Annotated in this window: 20 protein-coding genes; 19 read left to right on the top strand and 1 reads right to left on the bottom strand. The window is 65.9% G+C overall.

From position 1 onward, the window contains the following. The 18 genes from XM53_RS02815 to XM53_RS22370 all read left to right on the top strand — a co-directional run bounded on the left by XM53_RS02815 (position 1) and on the right by XM53_RS22370 (position 16,715). Positions 1-705 carry a DUF1326 domain-containing protein gene (locus XM53_RS02815; RefSeq protein WP_057790015.1) on the top strand — a complete coding sequence of 235 codons (705 nt, stop codon included), beginning with the start codon at positions 1-3 and terminating at the stop codon, positions 703-705. A gap of 11 nt (positions 706-716) precedes the next feature. After that, positions 717-1,226 (top strand): DinB family protein, encoded by a 510-nt coding sequence (locus tag XM53_RS02810; RefSeq protein ID WP_057790013.1) that lies wholly within the window; start codon positions 717-719, stop codon positions 1,224-1,226. 4 nt (positions 1,227-1,230) lie between these two features. After that, positions 1,231-1,479: a hypothetical protein gene (locus tag XM53_RS02805; protein WP_057790011.1), complete on the top strand. Its 249-nt coding sequence runs from the start codon at positions 1,231-1,233 to the stop codon at positions 1,477-1,479. After that, positions 1,479-2,582: a dimethylsulfoniopropionate demethylase gene (locus XM53_RS02800; RefSeq protein WP_057790009.1), complete on the top strand. Its 1,104-nt coding sequence runs from the start codon at positions 1,479-1,481 to the stop codon at positions 2,580-2,582. The genes XM53_RS02805 and XM53_RS02800 overlap by 1 nt, the downstream gene beginning before the upstream one ends. Before the next feature lie 153 nt (positions 2,583-2,735). Beyond that, on the top strand, positions 2,736-3,725 hold the full coding sequence (gene acuI, locus XM53_RS02795) for an acryloyl-CoA reductase (protein WP_057790007.1): 990 nt from the start codon (positions 2,736-2,738) through the stop codon (positions 3,723-3,725). 199 nt (positions 3,726-3,924) lie between these two features. Then, the gene (locus XM53_RS02790; RefSeq protein ID WP_201455367.1) at positions 3,925-4,422 is read left to right on the top strand and encodes a GNAT family N-acetyltransferase; all 498 of its coding nucleotides are present in this window, start codon (positions 3,925-3,927) and stop codon (positions 4,420-4,422) included. Between the two features lie 753 nt (positions 4,423-5,175). Next, a complete protein-coding gene (locus XM53_RS02785; RefSeq protein WP_144435427.1) occupies positions 5,176-5,679 on the top strand; it encodes a division/cell wall cluster transcriptional repressor MraZ in 504 nt (167 codons plus the stop codon). A 3-nt stretch (positions 5,680-5,682) separates the two neighbouring features. Beyond that, complete coding sequence (gene rsmH / locus XM53_RS02780) at positions 5,683-6,672, top strand: 16S rRNA (cytosine(1402)-N(4))-methyltransferase RsmH (protein WP_057790005.1); 990 nt, start codon at positions 5,683-5,685, stop codon at positions 6,670-6,672. Beyond that, positions 6,672-7,016, top strand: a complete 345-nt coding sequence (gene ftsL, locus XM53_RS02775; protein ID WP_057790003.1) for a cell division protein FtsL — start codon at positions 6,672-6,674, stop codon at positions 7,014-7,016. The genes rsmH and ftsL overlap by 1 nt, the downstream gene beginning before the upstream one ends. Beyond that, the gene (locus tag XM53_RS02770; protein ID WP_057790001.1) at positions 7,013-8,797 is read left to right on the top strand and encodes a peptidoglycan D,D-transpeptidase FtsI family protein; all 1,785 of its coding nucleotides are present in this window, start codon (positions 7,013-7,015) and stop codon (positions 8,795-8,797) included. Before ftsL ends, XM53_RS02770 begins: the two co-directional genes overlap by 4 nt. Positions 8,798-8,821: 24 nt before the next feature. Next, a complete protein-coding gene (locus XM53_RS02765; RefSeq protein WP_057789999.1) occupies positions 8,822-10,321 on the top strand; it encodes a UDP-N-acetylmuramoyl-L-alanyl-D-glutamate--2,6-diaminopimelate ligase in 1,500 nt (499 codons plus the stop codon). After that, on the top strand, positions 10,318-11,760 hold the full coding sequence (locus tag XM53_RS02760) for a UDP-N-acetylmuramoylalanyl-D-glutamyl-2,6-diaminopimelate--D-alanyl-D-alanine ligase (protein WP_057789998.1): 1,443 nt from the start codon (positions 10,318-10,320) through the stop codon (positions 11,758-11,760). The genes XM53_RS02765 and XM53_RS02760 overlap by 4 nt, the downstream gene beginning before the upstream one ends. Beyond that, positions 11,761-12,843, top strand: a complete 1,083-nt coding sequence (gene mraY, locus XM53_RS02755) for a phospho-N-acetylmuramoyl-pentapeptide-transferase (protein ID WP_057789996.1) — start codon at positions 11,761-11,763, stop codon at positions 12,841-12,843. Continuing rightward, positions 12,843-13,250 (top strand): ACT domain-containing protein, encoded by a 408-nt coding sequence (locus XM53_RS02750; RefSeq protein ID WP_057789994.1) that lies wholly within the window; start codon positions 12,843-12,845, stop codon positions 13,248-13,250. The genes mraY and XM53_RS02750 overlap by 1 nt, the downstream gene beginning before the upstream one ends. Then, positions 13,247-13,909, top strand: a complete 663-nt coding sequence (locus XM53_RS02745; protein ID WP_057789992.1) for an SDR family NAD(P)-dependent oxidoreductase — start codon at positions 13,247-13,249, stop codon at positions 13,907-13,909. Before XM53_RS02750 ends, XM53_RS02745 begins: the two co-directional genes overlap by 4 nt. 69 nt (positions 13,910-13,978) lie before the next feature. Beyond that, the gene (gene murD / locus XM53_RS02740; protein ID WP_057789990.1) at positions 13,979-15,376 is read left to right on the top strand and encodes a UDP-N-acetylmuramoyl-L-alanine--D-glutamate ligase; all 1,398 of its coding nucleotides are present in this window, start codon (positions 13,979-13,981) and stop codon (positions 15,374-15,376) included. Positions 15,377-15,440: 64 nt separating this feature from the next. Next, positions 15,441-16,235 (top strand): phytanoyl-CoA dioxygenase family protein, encoded by a 795-nt coding sequence (locus XM53_RS02735; RefSeq protein WP_057789988.1) that lies wholly within the window; start codon positions 15,441-15,443, stop codon positions 16,233-16,235. A gap of 111 nt (positions 16,236-16,346) precedes the next feature. Continuing rightward, positions 16,347-16,715: a glycine zipper domain-containing protein gene (locus XM53_RS22370; protein ID WP_082630688.1), complete on the top strand. Its 369-nt coding sequence runs from the start codon at positions 16,347-16,349 to the stop codon at positions 16,713-16,715. 83 nt (positions 16,716-16,798) lie between these two features. Here the strand turns inward: XM53_RS22370 and XM53_RS02730 are convergent, their stop codons facing one another. After that, positions 16,799-17,980, bottom strand: a complete 1,182-nt coding sequence (locus XM53_RS02730; RefSeq protein WP_057789986.1) for a BaiN/RdsA family NAD(P)/FAD-dependent oxidoreductase — start codon at positions 17,978-17,980, stop codon at positions 16,799-16,801. 127 nt (positions 17,981-18,107) lie between these two features. Between XM53_RS02730 and XM53_RS02725 the strand changes: the two genes are divergently transcribed. After that, positions 18,108-19,052, top strand: coding sequence for a phytanoyl-CoA dioxygenase family protein (locus tag XM53_RS02725; protein WP_057789985.1), 945 nt, complete (start codon positions 18,108-18,110; stop codon positions 19,050-19,052). Positions 19,053-19,109 lie beyond the last annotated feature (57 nt).

The raw sequence follows: 19,109 nt of genomic DNA, 5'->3' as shown, positions 1-19,109 counted from the left end.
ATGGCTTTGACACGCCGCAAGGACGCCGACAAGCTGCCGGTGTCGCAGCGCATCGACAACCGGATGGCCAACCCCAAGCGGCGCAAGATGACGCCGACCGAGTGGGCGATCAAGGGCGAGCTGTTTCTGAACTGCTCTTGCACCGTGTTCTGCCCCTGCGTGGTCAGCCTGGGGGCGCATCCGCCCACGGAAGGGCATTGTCATGCGTGGATGGCCATCGCCATCGACGAGGGGCATTACGAGGGCGAGGACCTGAGCGGTCTGAATGTGGGGCTGCTGGTGGATATTCCGGGGCGCATGGGCGAAGGCAACTGGAAGGTCGCGGCCTATGTGGACGAGCGCGCCAGCGGGAAGGCCTATAACGGGATCCTTCAGATCTTCAGCGGGGCTGCCGGAGGCACGACGGGTCTGTTCACCATGCTGGTGAGCGAGATCATCGGGGCCGAGCGCGAGAAGGTCGAGATCGTCCGCGACGGCAAGAAGCGCGGGCTTTACATCGGGCGCAAGATCCAGGGCGAGATCGAGATGCTGGACGGCGCGAGCCCCGACCATCCGGTGATGGTGACGAACTCGAAATACTGGATGGGGCCGGATATCATCGCCGCGAAGGGCTTGAAAAGCCGGGTGCGCGATTACGGCCGGGTCTGGGATTTCGGTGGCATGTCGGCGGAGGTCTGTCCGATCGACTGGAAAGGCCCGAAGTAGGGAAGCCGGCGATGATCACACCCGAATATTGCCGCATGATGGCGCGGTACAACGCGTGGCAGAACCGGCAGCTGACCGAGTCGCTGGACGGCCAGTCGCTGGAGGTGCTGACCGAGGATCGCGGGGCGTTCTTCGGCTCGATCCTTGGCACGCTCAATCACCTGCTGTGGGGCGATTTGATGTGGATGGCGCGGTTCGATCCGTCGGTCGAGGCGCCGACGGTGGGCGTGAAGCAGAGCGTCGATCTGCACCCGACGCTGGGCGCGTGGAGTGCGGCGCGGTATCACGTGGACGGCAAGATCGGGCATTGGGCCAATTCATTGCGGGCGATGGACCTGACGGGGAACCTGCACTGGTACTCGGGCACGGCAAAGCGCGACATGGTCTCGCCCCGGACCTTGTGCGTGGCGCATATGTTCAACCACCAGACACACCACCGCGGGCAGGTGCACGCGATGATGACCGACGTCGGGCTGGAGGCGCCGGTGAGTGACCTTTTCCTGCTGCCCGGGGAGGGCTGAGCCGATGTTGGCCTTTGTCCTGGCGCTGGTGGTGATCGTGGCTGTCGGATTGAGCCTGGGGCGCGGACGCATGGGTGGACGCCTCGGCGGACCGGGGAACAAGCCCGCCAAGCGCGCGTGCAAATGGAGCGAGACCGGCAACAGCAATGGCCGGTTCGTCGAGTATCGTTGTGCGTCCTGCGGGGTCGCGGCCTATTCCGCCACGGGCGACGCGCCGGTGATCTGCAAGAGCAACCTGAAGGGATCTGCCTGATGCCGATGATTTCCCTGTCGCGCCGGTTGCGGCGCACGCCTTTCTCCGACGGTGTCGAGGCCGCCGGGGTGAAAGGCTACACGGTTTACAACCACATGTTGTTGCCCACGGTCTTTCGGTCCATCGAGGAGGATTACCGGCATCTCAAGGACGCGGTGCAGGTCTGGGACGTGGCCTGCGAGCGGCAGGTGGAGCTGCGCGGGCCGGATGCGGGGCGGCTGATGCAGATGCTGACGCCGCGCGACCTGCGGGGGATGACGGCGGGGCAGTGTTATTACGTGCCCATCGTGGATGAGACGGGGGGGATGCTGAACGATCCGGTGGCGGTGAAGTTGGCCGAGGATCGCTGGTGGATCTCGATTGCCGACAGTGACCTGCTCTACTGGGTGAAGGCCACGGCGCATGGCTGGCGGCTGGATGTTTTGGTGGACGAGCCGGACGTGTCGCCGCTGGCGGTGCAGGGACCCAAAGCCGACGAATTGATGGCGCGGGTTTTCGGCGACGGGGTGCGCGATGTGCGGTTCTTCCGCTTCGGTGTGTTCGATTTCCAGGGGCGGGACATGGTGATCGCGCGGTCGGGTTATTCCAAGCAGGGCGGCTTCGAGATCTATGTCGAGGGCGAAGATATCGGGATGCCGCTTTGGAACGCGCTGATGGAGGCGGGCAAGGATCTGGACGTGCATGCGGGCTGTCCGAACCTGATCGAGCGGATCGAGAGCGGTCTGCTGAGCTATGGCAACGACATGACCGACGACAACACGCCGCATGAATGTGGGCTGGGGCGGTTCTGCAACACGCAGAGCGCCATTGGGTGTATCGGGCGCGATGCGCTGCTCAGGGTGTCGAAGGAAGGCCCGGTGCAGCAGATCTGCGCCATTGCTATCGATGGCCCGAAAGTGCCGGGCTGTGACCGGTGGTGGCCGGTGACGGCGAATGGAAAGCGGGTGGGGCGGGTGAGTTCCGCCGCGTGGAGTCCGGATTTCAACACCAACGTGGCCATCGGCATGGTGCGGATGACCCATTGGGACGCGGGCACCGAACTGCAGGTGGAGGCGCCGGACCAGGTCCGGCGCGGGGTCGTGCAGGAAGGTTTCTGGAACTGACGCCTGCGTCGGGGGGAAGCGAGGGGCCAGCCCCTCGCGCTCCCCGGGATATTTTTGGCCAGAGGAAAAGCAGGGGCGGCGTCGGGGCGGCCCCGCACATATTTGGAACGATGAAAGCGGGGGAGCCTCGCTATGCAAGACAGGAGACTGGACATGTTCAACGCACTGGTTGTCGAGAAGGACGAGGAGAGCGGCAAGACCTCGGCGGAGGTGAAGCAGATCGGAGTGGACGACCTGCCGGAGGGCGAGGTGACGGTCGCGGTCGAGTATTCGACGGTGAACTACAAGGACGGGCTGTGCATCGGGCCGGGTGGCGGGCTGGTGCGGACGTACCCGCATGTGCCGGGGATCGACTTTGCCGGGACGGTCGAGGAGAGCTCGGACGACCGCTATAGCCCTGGCGACAAGGTGGTGCTGACCGGGTGGCGCGTGGGCGAGGCGCATTGGGGCGGTTACGCCCAGAAGGCGCGGGTGAAGGCCGACTGGTTGGTGCCTCTGCCCGAGGGGCTGGACACGCGTCAGGCGATGGCGGTGGGGACCGCGGGGTTCACGGCGATGCTGGCGGTGATGGCGCTGGAGGACCAGGGGCTGAAGAAGGGGCCGGTCCTGGTGACCGGCGCCGCGGGCGGCGTGGGCAGCGTGGCCACGGCGATCCTGGCCAAGCTGGGGCACGAGGTGGCGGCCGTCACCGGGCGGCCGGAGCAGGAGGATTACCTGAAGAGCCTTGGGGCCAGCCGGATCGTGCCGCGCGAGGATTTGACCGAAGTCACCAAGAAACCGCTGGAGGCGGAAGCCTGGGGCGGCTGCATCGACGCGGTGGCCGGTGCCATGCTGGGCCGGGTGCTGAAGCAGATGGAATACGGCAGCTCGGTCGCGGCCATCGGCCTGGCGGGCGGCGCGGCGATCGAAGGCGCGTTGATCACGCCGTTCATCCTGCGGGGTGTGAACCTCTTGGGCATCGACAGCGTGATGCAGCCCTATGACAACCGGGTGCGCGCGTGGGAGCGGATCGCCAGGGACCTGCCGATGGATAAGCTGGCGAGCATGGTGCAGCCGGCGACGTTGTCGGACCTGCCGGGGCTGGGCCGCGACATCCTGAAAGGCCAGGTGAAGGGCCGCGTCGTCGTCGACGTCAACGCGTAAGGCAAAAGGGGGGCGGGCGCGGGTCGCGTGCCCGTGCCCGCTTATGCGGGAAAGACCCGGCTGCGCGCCGGGCAGGGATCGCGATAAAGCCTTTCGGACGCGGGGGAAACATGGCACCTGTTGGGCAAAGGGTGAGCCGGCGGCGGTTCATCCGATGCAGTGCAGCCGGATCGAACCGGCGCAAGGGGGAGCCGGTGGCATGAGCGAGCTGAGCATCCGGGGGGTGCGGGAGTCCGATCACGAGGCGCTTTGGCCGATCCTGCGCGACGTGGTGCGGGCGGGCGATACCTATGCCATCGAGCCGGAGCTGTCGCAAAGCCGCCTTATGGGATACTGGTGCGAGACGCCGCGCGCGACCTACGTGGCCGAGCGGGACGGCCAGATCCTGGGGACCTATTACATCAAGACCAACCAGGCGGGCGGGGGCAGTCATGTGTGCAACTGCGGCTATATCACCGCGCCCGCCGCGCGCGGGCAGGGCGTGGCGCGGGCGATGTGTGTGCATTCGCAACGCGTGGCGCGGGAGCTGGGCTATGAGGCGATGCAGTTCAATTTCGTCGTGACCAGCAACGAGGGCGCAATCGCGCTGTGGACGAAGCTGGGCTTCGAGACGGTGGGGCGGCTGCCACGGGCGTTCCGGCATCCCAAGCAGGGCCTGGTGGATGCGCTGGTGATGTTCAAGTGGTTGGAGCCCTGAGGCGCGGGCCGCGCGCGGGGTAGGGTGGGCGAAAGCCCACGGCCTTGGGGGACACCGGACGGCGCGGGGGTTTTCACCCACCAAAGGTGGGTTTTCACCCACCCTACGGGCCGGAGGGCGGGTCTTTTCGGGAAATCATGGGAACGATGCAAGGGGTCCTTGGGAATTCATGGACCTATAAGCGGAATCATGCGAATCGGGGGCCTGCACGACATGGGATTCACGAGGGATTCGTTGGAAATGCCCCCTGTTCGTCCCACTTTCCGGCGTCTTTGGAGAAAAAAATTGGGAAAGCGTGGGAAACGTACGCTTCGTGACGAGGATACCATATATTGTGTTGTTAATTTTTGGGTCCGCTAGGTTCTGCGTTTAATTGGCGCAATACGGCACAGGATGTTGATCTGGTGAAGGGTCAAAATCAACATCCTGTACCTCAACGCGGCACTTTTTCGTTGAGTTCCATGAAGTACCATGTCATACCTTTAACCACGATGAGGACGGACACAGGGGCACACAACGACCCCGAATAAAACAAAGACCAGAGCAGGTTTCATACAGGCACCCGCTTCATCAGAACGAAGAGATCCGGCGCGCGGGCGAGCAGACATCCCCCCAGGTGGCGCGCGCAGCTGGACACCCCGCGAGAGCGGGACGAGGGCGGCGGATTGGGCAGTGGCAGCAGCTCAATCCGCCGTTTCGTGTTTCGGACGGTACTTTTTTGAAACGCGGGGGGGGCGAGGGACGGGCCGGACAGTGGTTCTGAGCTTCAGAGGCGAGTTCAACCAGAAGGTTGACGGCAAGGGTCGGATGTCGATCCCTGCCGATTTTCGCGCTGTGCTGGCCGATGGCGATCCGCGTTGTCCTGAAGCCCCGCTGCCGCGTGTTGTCGTGTTGCACGGGCCGCATCTGAAAAACTGTCTTCATGCCTACACGATCGACGCCATGGCCGAGATCGAGGACGGCATTCGCAAGTTGCCGCGTGGGTCGGACGCGCGCAAACGCGCGAGCCGGATGATCCTTGGGAAATCCTGGGACACGGAAGTGGACAAGGACGGGCGCATTGTGCTGCCTCAGCGGTTGCGCCAGCAAATCGGGCTGGAAGGCGAGGCGGTGATGGTCGCGATGGGCGACTATTTCGAGATCTGGAACGCGGCCACTTATGAAGAGGTCGAGGCGGCGGAAACTGCGGCCTTCCTGGAAGAGCAGGATGGCGATTTCGATCCGCTGACCTTGATCGATCCGCCCGGGGAGGGATGAGCGATGGGGAGTGCTGCCGCAAACAATCCCCATGTTCCCGTTCTGATAGAGCCGATCCTGCGCGCGGTGGCGCCGGTGCAGGGTGTCTGGCTCGACGGTACGCTGGGCGCGGGGGGCTATACCCGCCGGTTGCTGGAGGCCGGGGCCGACAAGGTGATCGGCGTGGACCGCGACCCGCTGGCGATCGATATGGCGCAAGGCTGGGCCGACGAGCGGGTGCAGCTGGTGCAGGGGACGTTTTCCAGGCTGGATGAGTATGGGCAGGACTTGGACGGCGTGGTGCTGGACCTTGGCGTGTCGTCGATGCAGCTGGACCGGGCCGAGCGGGGGTTTTCCTTCATGAAAGATGGCCCGCTGGACATGCGGATGAGCCAGGACGGGCCAAGCGCGGCGGACATGGTCAACGAGATGGACGAGGCGGAGCTGGCGGACATCCTGTTTCTTTACGGCGAGGAGCGGGCGAGCCGGCGGATTGCGCGGGCCATCGTGAAAAAGCGCGAGGACGTGCCGATCGTCACGACGCTGCAACTGGCGGACATCATTGAAGGATGCCTGCCGCGCCCCAAGCCGGGGCAGGTGCATCCCGCGACGCGCAGCTTTCAGGCGATCCGCATCGCGGTGAATGACGAATACGGCGAGCTGGTCGAGGGGCTGGAGGCCGCCGAGCGCGCGCTGAAGCCGGGCGGGCACCTGGCCGTGGTGACGTTTCATTCCATCGAGGACCGCATGGTCAAACGCTTTCTGGCCGAGAAGACCGGGAACACCGGCGGCGGCAGCCGGCATGCGCCGGTGGTGGAGCAGGATCCGCCGACGTTTCGGCAGGACACGCGCAAGGCCATCGGGCCGGACGATGCGGAACTGGCCGAAAACCCTCGGGCGCGCAGTGCCAAGCTGCGCGTCGCGCAGCGCACGGAGGCCGCACCGCGCCCGGTGGACAGGGGCAGCATCGGGATGCCGATGCTGAAGACGCATAATCGACAAGGGGTGAGGTAATGCGCAGTTTCTTCTATGTTTTGACCGCCGTCATGGTCATCGGTCTGGCCTTCTGGGCCTACCGGGAAAACTACGAGACGCAGGCCGCGCAGGCGCGGTCGGAAGCCGTGCAGCAGAAGATTGCCGATCAGCGGCAGCGGTTGCGGGTGCTGAACGCGGAATGGGCCTATCTGAATCGGCCCGACCGCCTGCGCGACCTGGTCGAGATCAATTTCGATCAGCTGGGACTGTTGCCGTTCCAGCCCTACCAGTTCGGCAAGATCGACCAGGTGTCCTATCCGACCGAAGGGCCCCTGCCGATTTCCAATGTGATCGACGTGATGGAGCGGGAGCAACAGCCATGATCCGCACACCCTTGCGCCCGCTGGCGCGTATCCTGAAAGCCCGGGAAGCGGGCGAAAATCCCGACGCCATCGAGCGCGAGAACATCCGGCTGCGCCATGAAGAAATGCGCGACCGTGCGCGGATGCGGGCCGAGGGTCGGCTGCTGGTGATGGGCGCGTTTTTCGTCTGTGCCTTTGCCGTGATCGGCGGGCGGATGGGCGTTCTCGCCAATTCCGAGCCGGCCGAGCCGCGCACGGGCTTTGCGGGCGCCGATATCCTGGCGCAGCGGGCCGATATCGTGGATCGCGAGGGGCGCATCCTGGCCACGAATTTCGAGACCTACAGCCTTTATGCGCAACCCCAGCAGATGGTCGAACCCGAACGCGCCGCCGAGGCGCTGGCGGCGATTTTTCCCGACCTGAAGGTCGAGCGGCTGAAGAAGGATTTCACCGGCAAGCGCAAGTTCCTGTGGGTGAAGAAGAAACTGAGCCCCGAGCAGCGCCAGGCGGTGCATGACATCGGCGAGCCGGGGCTGCTGTTCGGCCCGCGCGAGATGCGGCTTTACCCCAATGGCAAGCTGGCCGCGCATGTGCTGGGCGGGGCCAGTTTCGGGCGCGAGGGCGTGCACGCCGCCGAGGTGATCGGTGTCGCGGGCGTGGAAAAGTTCTATGACAAGCGGCTGCGTGACCCGGCGATGGGGCACCAACCGCTGCAACTGTCGATCGACCTGTCGGTGCAGTCGGCGGTCGAGCGGGTGTTGCAGGGCGGCATGATGCTGATGAACGCCAAGGGCGCGGCCGCCGTGCTGATGGAAGTGCAGACCGGCGAGGTCGTAGCGCTGGCCAGCCTGCCGGATTTCGACCCCAACGACCGCCCGCGTCCGCCGATCAAGGGCGAAAAGCCGGGTGACAGCCCGCTGTTCAACCGGGCGGTGCAGGGGGTGTACGAGCTGGGCTCGGTTTTCAAGGCCTTCACGATTGCGCAGGCGCTGGATCTTGGGCTGGTGAACCCGTCGACGATGATCGACACCAAGGGGCCGCTGCGCTTCGGCAAGTACCGCATCCGCGATTTCCGCAATTACGGCAACGAGTTGGATGTGAAAACGGTGCTGGTCAAGTCGTCCAACATCGGCACCGCGCGGATCGCGCAGATGATCGGGATCGACCGGCAACAGGATTTCCTGAAATCGCTGGGCTTTTTCGAGCCGACGCCGTTCGAGATTGTCGAGGCGGAAGGGGGCAAGCCGCTGTTGCCCAGCAAATGGACCGACCTGTCGCTGATGACGATTTCCTATGGGCACGGGCTGTCGTCCAGCCCGCTGCACCTGGCGGCGGGCTATGCCACGATCGCCAATGGCGGGCGGTTGGTGAAGCCGACGCTGATCAAGCAACCCAAGGGGCAGCTGGGGCCAAGGGTGATGTCGGAACGCGCCGCGGGGCAGACGTTGCAGATGCTGCGCAGCGTTGTGACCGACGGCACGGCGTCGTTCGCCGAGGTCGAAGGCTACGCGGTAGGCGGCAAGACCGGCACGGCCGACAAGCCCAAGCCCACGGGCGGGTATTACGAGGACAAGGTGATCGCGACCTTCGCCAGCGTGTTCCCGGCGCACGATCCGCGCTATGTTCTGGTGGTGACGCTGGACGAGCCGGTGGAGACGACGGGCCCCGAGCCGCGCCGCACGGCGGGCTGGACGGCGGTGCCGGTGGCGTCGGAAATCACACGTCGCGTCGCGCCGCTGTTGGGGTTGCGGCCCGAGATTGAACCCGCGCCATTAACAGGTATAACGCTGACATCGAATTGACGGGTTGAGACAAAGGCCGACGGCGTGGGGCAGAGCAAATCCTTGGCAGAGCTGGGCCTGACCGCCCAAGGGGGCCGGCGGGCCGAGATCACCGGGCTGGCGGTGGACAGCCGCGAGGTGAAGGACGGATATCTTTTCGCGGCGCTGCCGGGCAGCAAGGTGCATGGCGGCGAGTTCATATCCTATGCGTTGCGCATGGGGGCGGCGGCGATCCTGACCGACCCCGAGGGCGTGGCGCTGGCCGCAGAGGAGCTGGCCGACAGCGACGCGGCGCTGGTGGTGGCCGAAGACCCGCGCCAGACGCTGTCGTTCGCGGCGGCGCTTTGGTACGGCGCGCAGCCCGAGACGATGGTGGCGGTCACGGGGACCAACGGCAAGACCTCGGTGGCGAGCTTCACCCGGCAGATCTGGATGGCGCTGGGGTTGGAGGCAGTCAACCTGGGCACCACGGGCGTCGAGGGCGCGTGGGAGGCGCCGCTGGCGCATACCACGCCCGAGCCGATCACGCTGCACCGGGTGCTGGCTGAGGCCGAGGCCAACGGCATCACCCATGCGGCGATGGAGGCGTCGAGCCACGGGCTGGCGCAAAGACGGCTGGACGGCGTGCGGCTGGTGGCGGCGGGGTTCACGAACCTGAGCCAGGATCACTTGGATTACCACGCCGATTTCGACGATTACTTCAACGCCAAGGCGGGCCTGTTCGAACGGGTGCTGCCCGAGGACGGCGTGGCCGTCATCAACGTGGATGACCCGCGCGGGCCGGGTATGGCGGACGTGGCCTTTGGCCGTGGGCAGGACGTGCTGGCCGTTGGTCGGGCGGAAGGCGCGGATATCCGTATTCTGAACCGGGTGTTTTCGCCCACCGCGCAGACCTTGCGCTTTTCCTGGCGGGGGCAGGTGCACCAGGTGGAGCTGAACCTGATCGGCGGCTTTCAGACCGACAACGTGATGCTGGCCGCGGGGCTGGCTATCGGTGCGGGGGCGGATCCCGACCGGGTGTTCGCCACCTTGCCGGTGATGCGCACGGTGCGGGGCCGGATGCAATTGGCGGCGACACGGGCCAACGGTGCTGCGGTCTTCGTGGATTACGCCCACACGCCCGAGGCGGTGTCGACCGCGCTTTACGCGCTGCGCCCGCATGTGCTGGGCCGGATGGTGGCCATCGTGGGCGCCGGCGGCGACCGCGACCGGGGCAAGCGGCCCCTGATGGGACGGGCGGCGGCGGAAAATGCCGACGCGGTGATCGTGACGGATGATAATCCGCGCAGCGAGGCGCCTGGCGACATTCGCGCCGCCGTGATGGAGGGCGTGCGCCAGGCGGGAGGCGAGGACCGGATGATCGAAGTGGGCGACCGGGCCGAGGCGATCCTGCGCGGCGTCGACATGCTGGGACCGGGCGATGCGCTGCTGATTTGCGGCAAGGGGCACGAAACCGGGCAGGTCGTGGGCGACGATATCTTTCCCTTCGACGATTGCGAGCAGGCGAGCGTGGCGGTGTCCGCGCTGGACGGGGGCGTGGCGTGAGCCCGCTCTGGACGTCGAACGAGGCCGTGGCGGCCACGGGCGGGCGCAGCACCTGCGACTGGACCGCGACAGGTGTGTCGATCGACACCCGGACGCTGAAGCCGGGCGATTTGTTCGTGGCGCTGAAAGACGTGCGCGACGGGCATGATTTCGTGGCGCAGGCGCTGGACAAGGGCGCGGCGGCGGCGCTGGTTGCCCGCGTGCCCGAGGGCTTGGCCGAAGATGCGCCGCTGTTGATCGTGGAGGACGTTCTGCGGGCGTTGGAGGATCTGGGTCGCGCGGGCCGGGCGCGCACCGACGCGAAGGTGGTGGCGATCACAGGCTCGGTGGGCAAGACCTCGACCAAGGAGATGATGCGCGCCGCGTTGCATCGGCAGGGCAAGACCCATGCCGCCGAGGCCAGTTACAACAACCATTGGGGCGTGCCGCTGACGCTGGCGCGGATGCCGCGGGATACCCGGTTCGCGGTGATCGAGATCGGGATGAACCACCCCGGCGAAATTTCTCCGCTGGCCGTGATGGCGCGTCCGCATGTGGCGCTGATCACCACCATCGCGGCGGCGCATCTGGAGGCGTTCGAGAATATCGAGGGGATCGCGCACGAGAAGGCCGCGATTTTCGACGGGCTGGAGCCGGGCGGCACAGCGGTGATCAATGCCGATGTGGGCACGGCGGATGTCCTGCTCAAGGCGGCAAAGGCGAAGGCCGAAACGGTCGTGCGGTTCGGCACCTCAGAGGCGGCAGAGATGCGGCTGACGGATGTGACGGTGCATGACGCCGCGACGGTGGGGCAGGCGCAGGCGGGCGGTGACGACATCCTGTTCAAGGTGGGCACGCCGGGCCGGCATTTCGCGCTGAACGCGCTGGCGGTGATCGCCGCGGCAGAGGCGTTGGGGGCCGACCGCGACGTGGCGGTTTGCGACCTTGGGCAATGGCGGCCCTACAAGGGGCGCGGCACGCGCGAGGTGCTGGTGCTGGACATGGTCGAGGAGGCGATGTCGATCGAACTTATCGACGACGCGTTCAACGCCAACCCCACCTCGATGGCCGCGGCGCTGGAAGTGCTGGCCGCCGCCCGGGTGCGCGACGATATCGGGCGGGTGGCCGCAGGCCGGCGGATCGCCGTGCTGGGCGACATGCTGGAACTGGGACCGGACGAGACGCGGATGCACCGCGAGGTCGCGGACCTGCCGTTCGTGAAGGACATACAGGTCATCCATTGCGTCGGTCCGCGCATGAAGACGCTTTACGACGCGCTGCCCGAGGCGCAAAGGGGCCGCTGGGTGGAAAGCGCGGGCGAACTGGCCGCCGAGGCGCACCGGCTGGTCGATGCGGGCGACGTGATCCTGGTGAAGGGATCGAAAGGCAGCTACGTGAGCGAAGTTGTCACCGCGCTGCGCCGGCTGGCGCAGGCCGTCGCGGAAAAAGAGGACGTTTGAATGCTTTACTGGTTAACCGAACTGTCGGATGGCGGCGATGTCTTCAACTTGTTTCGCTATATCACCTTCCGCTCGGGCGGGGCGTTCCTGACCGCGCTGGTGTTCGGGTTCATCTTCGGGCGACCTTTGATCAACGTGCTGCGCCGGACCCAAGGCAAGGGCCAGCCCATCCGCAGCGACGGGCCCGAGGGGCACCTGGCCAAGTCGGGCACGCCCACCATGGGAGGCTTGCTGATCGTGGGGGCGCTGCTGACCTCGACGCTGTTCTGGGCGCGGCTGGACAACCCGTTCGTGTGGCTGGTTCTGTTCGTGACCATGGCGTTCGGAGTGATCGGGTTCTGGGACGATTACGCCAAGGTCAGCAAGCAGAACCACAAGGGGGTTCCGGGCAAGGTGCGGCTGGGATTGGGATTTCTGATTGCGGGGATCGCGGCCTATTGGGCCAGCATGTATCACCCGGACGAGTTGCAGTATCAATTGGCGCTGCCGGTGTTCAAGGACACGCTGATCAATCTGGGCTTGTTCTTTATCCCCTTCGCGATGTTCGTGATCGTGGGGGCGGCCAACGCGGTGAACCTGACGGACGGCCTTGACGGGCTGGCGATCATGCCGGTGATGATCGCCGCGGTGACGCTGGGGATCATCGCCTATGCGGTGGGGCGCGTGGACTTTACCGAGTATCTGGACGTGCATTACGTGCCGGGAACGGGCGAGATCCTGGTCTTCGTGGCGGGGCTGGCCGGGGGTGGCCTTGGCTTTCTGTGGTACAACGCGCCGCCGGCGGCGGTCTTCATGGGTGACACCGGGTCGCTAGCCCTGGGGGGCGCGCTGGGGGCCATCGCGGTGGCGGCCAAGCACGAGATCGTGCTGGGCATCGTCGGCGGCATCTTCGTGGTCGAGGCGCTGTCGGTCATCATCCAGGTGTTCTATTTCAAACGGACCGGCAAGCGGGTGTTCCTGATGGCGCCGATCCACCACCATTACGAGAAAAAGGGCTGGGCCGAGCCGCAGATCGTGATCCGCTTCTGGATCATCGCGATCATCCTCGCGATGATCGGGCTGGCGACGCTGAAGGTGCGGTGATGGCGGGCGTCCGTGACACCAAGGACATGATCAAGGGCATGGCGCCGTTGCGTGACCCCGAGACCTGGCATTTCTGCACGACAGACGACCGGGACCTGGCGGAGCGGGCGCGGCCCCATGCGCTGGCGGTGTTTGCCGAGGACGAGGGCACCTCGCTGATCCTGCCGGACGAGGCGGCGCGGGATCTGGGGTTTGCGGTGGAGATGCCGATGAGCCGGATCACCTTGTCGGTACATTCGGCGCTGGATGGCGTGGGGCTGACGGCGGCGGTGGCCTCTGCGCTGGCCGAGGCGCTTATCCCGTGCAATGTCGTGGCGGCCTATCACCACGATCATGTGTTCGTGCCCGAGGAACTGGCCGAGGCCGCGATGTCGATCCTGCTGGATGTGGCGCGGGAGGCGGAATGACCGCCGGCGGGACGCGGCGTGCACTGGTCACCGGCGGCAATCGCGGGATCGGGCGGGCCATTGCCGAGGGTCTGGTTTTGGCCGGTCTGGACGTCACCATAGGCGTGCGCGACGTGGCGGCCAGTCGCGCGGTGGCGGGCGAGATCGGGGCCGACGTGGTGGCCTGTGACCTCGCCGGGCCGGATGATGCGCTGCCCGACATGAGTGCGTTTGACGTTCTGGTCAACAATGCCGGGGTGCTGCATGACGCGCCGATCCTGTCGCCCGAGGCGCGGTTCGACGAGGTCATGGCGGTCATGTTGCGCGGGCCTTACCTGCTGATGCAGCGGGCGGTGCCCGGCATGAATGCGCGGGGTTATGGCCGGGTGGTCAACATGTCGTCCGACTGGGGCAGTTTCTCGGAAGGCCTTGAGGGGCCGGGGGCCTATGGAGTGGCCAAGGCCGGGTTGAACGCGCTGACGCTGGCCGCGTCGCGCGAGGCGGGTACGGGCGTCAAGATCAACGCCTTGTGCCCGGGCTGGGTGCGCACGCGCATGGGGGGTGACGCGGCGGCGCGCAGCCCCGAGGAGGGCGCCGAGACCGCGCTGTGGCTGGCGACGCTGCCCGAGGATGGACCGACGGGCGGCTTTTTCCGGGATCACGCGCCGCTGGGCTGGTAGCCCGGCACTGGCGTTGGCGCGCGGGATCGGGTAGCGAGATTTGCGAGGGCAGCGGCGAAGAGGTGCGGCGTGATACCGGTACAGGGAGTGGACGGGCACTGCGTGGCGGTGCTGGGCCTGGGGCGGTCGGGCCTGTCGGCGGCGCGGGCGCTGCGGGCGGGCGGCGCGGATGTGCTGTGCTGGGACGACAACCCGGCGGCGCGGGAAGGCGCGGCGGAGGAAGGCTTCGACATCCGGCAGTTTCGCTCGGCGGAGGATTTTGCCGATGTGGCCAGCCTGATCGTCAGCCCGGGCATTCCGCATCTTTACCCCGAGCCGAACAAGGTCGTGGCCGCCGCGCAAGAGGCGGGCGTGCCGGTGGACAACGATATCGGCCTGTTCTTCCGGTCGCTGGCGACCAGCGAGTGGGACAACCTGGATACGACGCCGCGGGTCATTGCCGTGACCGGATCGAACGGGAAATCGACCACCTCGGCGCTGATCCACCACATCCTGAGAGAGGCAGGGCGCGCCGCGCAGCTGGCCGGGAATATCGGGCGCGGCGTGCTGGATATCGACCCGCCGGGGGAGGGCGGCGTCGTCGTTCTGGAATTGTCGAGCTACCAGACGGACCTGGCCCGCGCGCTGACGCCGGACGTGGCGGTGTTCACCAACCTCAGCCCCGATCATCTGGACAGGCATGGCGGGCTGGGCGGCTATTTTGCGGCCAAGCGGCGGCTGTTCGCCGAAGGCGGGCCGGATCGGGCGATCATTGGCGTGGACGAGCCCGAGGGGCTGTTCCTGGCGGGGCAACTGGCGGAAGCGCCGGGGGACGACCGGGTGATCCGGGTGTCGGTGGACCGCAAGCTGACCGGGCCGGGATGGCAGGTCTTTGCGCGCAAGGGGTTCTTGTCGGAATACCGCAAGGGGCGGCAGGTGGCGTCGATCGACCTGCGCCGGATCAAGGGCCTGCCGGGGGCGCATAACCACCAGAACGCCTGTTGCGCCTTTGCCGCGTGCCGGACGCTGGGGCTGAACCCCAAGGCGATCGAGGCCGCGATGCAGAGCTTTGCAGGCTTGCCGCATCGCAGCCAGATGGTGGCCGAGAAGGACGGCGTGCGGTTCGTCAACGACAGCAAGGCCACGAACGTGGATGCGGCGCTGATGGCGCTGTTGGCGTTCGAGCGGATCCGGTGGATTTGTGGCGGATTGGAGAAGGAAGGCGGATTGGCAGGGCTGAAGGATGGGCTCGGCCATGTGACCAAGGCTTACGTGATCGGGCGCGAGGCGGCGGCGTTCGCCGTGCAGTTGGAAGGCGTCGAGGTGGAGGTCTGCACCACGATGAGCCACGCGGTGATGCGGGCGATGGAGGATGCGCAGTCGGGCGAGACCGTGCTGCTGGCGCCGGCGGCGGCGAGTTTCGATCAATATGACAGCTTCGAGCGGCGGGGCGAGGATTTCATCGCCGAGGTCAAGGCGCGGCTGTAGCGGCGCGCTTGGCAAGGACGGTGCGCCGTGCCAGCATAGTCCCGGTATTCCAGGGAGTATGGGCATGGCGGATCTGTTGAAGGCCGAAACCGTCGCGGAGTTCCGCGCCAAGGGCGCGACGGTGCTGCGGGCTGTGTTCGACGATTGGATGGAGGTGTTGCGCGCAGGGGTGGATTACAACCTTGAGCATCCTGCGCCCAACGCGCGGGATTACCGCACCGAGGAGGGCGGGCGGTTTTTGTCGGATTACTGCAATTGGGACCGCATTCCGCAATATCGCGATTTCATCGAGAACTCGACCGCCGCGCAGATCGGTTCGGAGCTGATGGGCAGCAGGACCGTGCGGCTGTTCCATGAGCACGTGATCGTCAAGACGCCGAAGACGGGGATGCCGACGCCGTGGCACCAGGATCTGCCCTATTACTGCCTCGACGCCACGCAGACGGTCAGCCTCTGGATCCCGATGGATGCGGTTCCGCGCGAGCGGACGCTGGAATTCGTGGCCGGTTCGCATCTGTGGGGCAAGTATTTCCGGCCGCAGCGGTTTGACGGCACGGCGCTGAACGAGAATGACGGGCTTGAGGCGCTGCCGGATATCGACGGGGACCGGGACGCCTATGACATCATCGGCTGGGCGCTGGAGCCGGGGGATGCGGTGGCGTTCGATTACCGCACGGTGCATGGCGCGCCGGCGAACAATTCGGCCACGGCGCAAAGGCGGGCGTTCTCGCTGCGGCTGGTGGGGGATGACGCCACGTTCGCGCGGCGCGAGGGAATCAAGACCTCGCCGCCCTTCGAGGGAGTGACGCTGGCGCATGGCGCGCCGCTGGAGGGGCCGGAGTTTCCGCTGCTTTTGTAATATGAGAAACCACTGCGAAGCTTAGCCCGGCTTTTTGCGCTGACTTGTTTTGGTAGGTTTAGAACGTAACATTCGATGCAATCAAATATCGTGAATTGATAGGATACCTTAATGGAAATGAATCTCGCTTTAGTCTCTCAATCAGTCGCCTCGAGCGTCGCTGCCGTGATCAATGAATACGCGGCCGCCGACGATGAACGAAAGCAAAGAATAGTTGGTTATTACCTAGCCCGAGGTAAGGAATTGAACCTTGATCTTGTGCTTCATCAGCGGGTGCTAAGCGATCCACGCATCCTTGCGATAAAGACAGACTATTCGTCTGAAGGCAAAGCACTGGGCGCAATCGTCGGAGGGGTGGTCGGGGGCTCGTTGGGTGGAGCTGCCGGTGCGGCTGTTGGTGCTACCATCGGAGCCGAGGTTGGTTCTGTGATTGGAGAACACATCCCGAAAAATTCAGCGGGTCGGCAGGATCGCGACTAAACCGATGACAACTGGCTTGCTCTTTGGAATTCAGACATTTTTACGCCTAGTTCTTTTTCAGTTAATCGACAGGCTTAATCAGATTAGCCATTTTCTCTTAACGCGGTGCCGGCAGCCCAGCCGGAGGACCAGGCCCACTGGAAGTTATAGCCACCGAGCCAGCCGGTGACGTCGACGGCCTCGCCGATCATGTAGAGGCCGGGCACGTCGCGGCTTTGCATGGTCTTTGACGAGATGCGGTCGGTGGCGATACCGCCCAGCGTGACCTCGGCGGTGCGGTAGCCTTCGGAGCCGGTGGGCTTGAGCTGCCACTGGCGCAGGGCGTCGGTGATCTGCGAAAGCCGCGCGTCGGATTGATCGGCGAGATTGCCGGTGAGGGCGAGGGCGGGGGCGAGATGATCGACCAGGCGGGCGGGCAGGTGGCGGGCGAGTTCGGTGGTCAGGGCGCGGCGGCCTTCGGTCTGGCGCTGGGTGCGGAGGGTGTCGTAGAGGCTGGCGTTGGGGTCGAGGTCGAGGGTTATGGCCTCGCCTTCGTGCCAGTAGGAGGAGGCTTGCAGGATGGCGGGGCCGGAGAGGCCGCGATGGGTGAAGAGGACGGCCTCGGTGAAGCTGGTGTCGTTCGCGGTGACGCGGGCCGGGGCGGCGACGCCGGAGATGGGGGCGAAACGCTGGTCGGAGAAGGTGAGCGGCACGAGGGCGGGGCGCGTGTCGGTGACGGCATGGCCGAACTGGCGGGCGATGTCGTAGGCGAGGCCTGTGGCGCCCATGGCCGGGATCGACTTGCCGCCGGTGGCCAGCACGAGGTTGCGCGCGGTGACGCAATGGCGCGTGCCCTCGCGGTCGAGCGTGACGGTGAAGTGCGTGCCGTCATGGGAGATTTCGCCCACATTGGTTTGCAGCCAGAGGTCGGCGCCCGCCGTCGTCATCTCGTCGCGCAGCATCTGGATGATCTGGGGCGATTTTCCGTCGCAGAAAAGCTGGCCCAGCGTCTTTTCGTGCCAGGTGATGCTGTGGCGGGCAACGAGGTCGATGAAATCCCACTGGGTGTAGCGGCTGAGCGCGGATTTGTGGAAATGCGGGTTTTGCCCGAGGAAGTTCGCAGGCGCGGTGTGGAGGTTGGTGAAGTTGCAGCGTCCGCCGCCGGAGATGCGGATTTTCTCGCCCGGGGCCTTGGCATGATCCACCACGAGCGTATCCGGGCCGGCATGGGCCGCGCACATCATGCCGGCGGCACCGGCGCCGAGGATCAGGGTGGTGACGTTCATGCGGTTCCCGTGCCCCACCGGCGGGCGGGCGTCAAGGTGGCGTGGCTTTGTACGGTTCCTGTCATTGGAACGCCGCGCGTTCGGGGGGTGTTGACGTCTCGCAACCCAAGACAAACGGAGGAGTCACATGAACATCCAGACACGACACGATATGCTGACTGCTCAGGACGAGTATCCGACCCGTGTACCGGGCGAGGAGCGGCTGAGCGAACGCAAGGATCCTGTCCTTTGGTCGGAGTGGTCCGAGGACGCGCCGATCGGCAAGGACGAGGCGGAGCATTACGCCGAGAACGGATATCTGGTGCGGCGCGACATGTTCGACGCGGACGAGCTGAAGGTGCTGACCGAGACCGCGGACATGCTGCGCGAGGGCGGCGGGGACATTCCCGACAACGACCTCATTCGCGAGCCCGACAGCGACGCCGTGCGCACGGTCTTTCGCCTCGACGAGCATTCCAAGGCATTCCGCCGTCTGGCCTGCGATCGCCGCCTGGCTGGCGTGGCCGAGTTCCTTTTGGGCGACGAAGTCTACCTGCACCAGTCGCGGCTGAACTACAAGCCGGGGTTCGCCGGCAAGGAGTTCTACTGGCATTCGGATTTCGAGACCTGGCACGCCGAGGACGGGATGCCGCGGATGCGCGCGGTGTCGGCGTCGGTGCTGCTGACGCCGAACGGGCCGCATAATGGCCCGCTGCTGCTGGTGCCGGGCTCGCAGGACGTGTTCATCAGCTGCGTGGGCGAGACGCCAGAGGACAACCACGAGACCTCGCTGAAAGAGCAGAAGGTGGGCGTGCCGCAGCCCGGCACGATCGACCGGATGGCGCAAAAGGCGGGCGGCATTGCCTCGGCCCAAGGCGAGACCGGCACGGTGATTTTTTTCGACTGCAACACGCTGCACGGCTCGAACGGGAACATCACGCCCGATCCGCGGGCCAACGCGTTCTTCGTCTATAACGCGATGTCGAACGCGCTGACCCGGCCCTATGCGGCGCGCGGGCCGCGGCCCGATTTCCTGGCTAACCGCGCGGCGCCGCAGGCGATCCGCACGGTGTCGGGCAAACTGACCGGCTGAAGACTGCCCGGTGGGGCGCAGAACGCTTCCCACCGGGCAAAACTGCTGTTATACTGG

It is taken from the genome of Roseovarius atlanticus (assembly GCF_001441615.1).
Classification (GTDB): Bacteria; Pseudomonadota; Alphaproteobacteria; order Rhodobacterales; family Rhodobacteraceae; genus Roseovarius; species Roseovarius atlanticus.
This window is presented reverse-complemented; position numbering and strand designations above follow the sequence as displayed.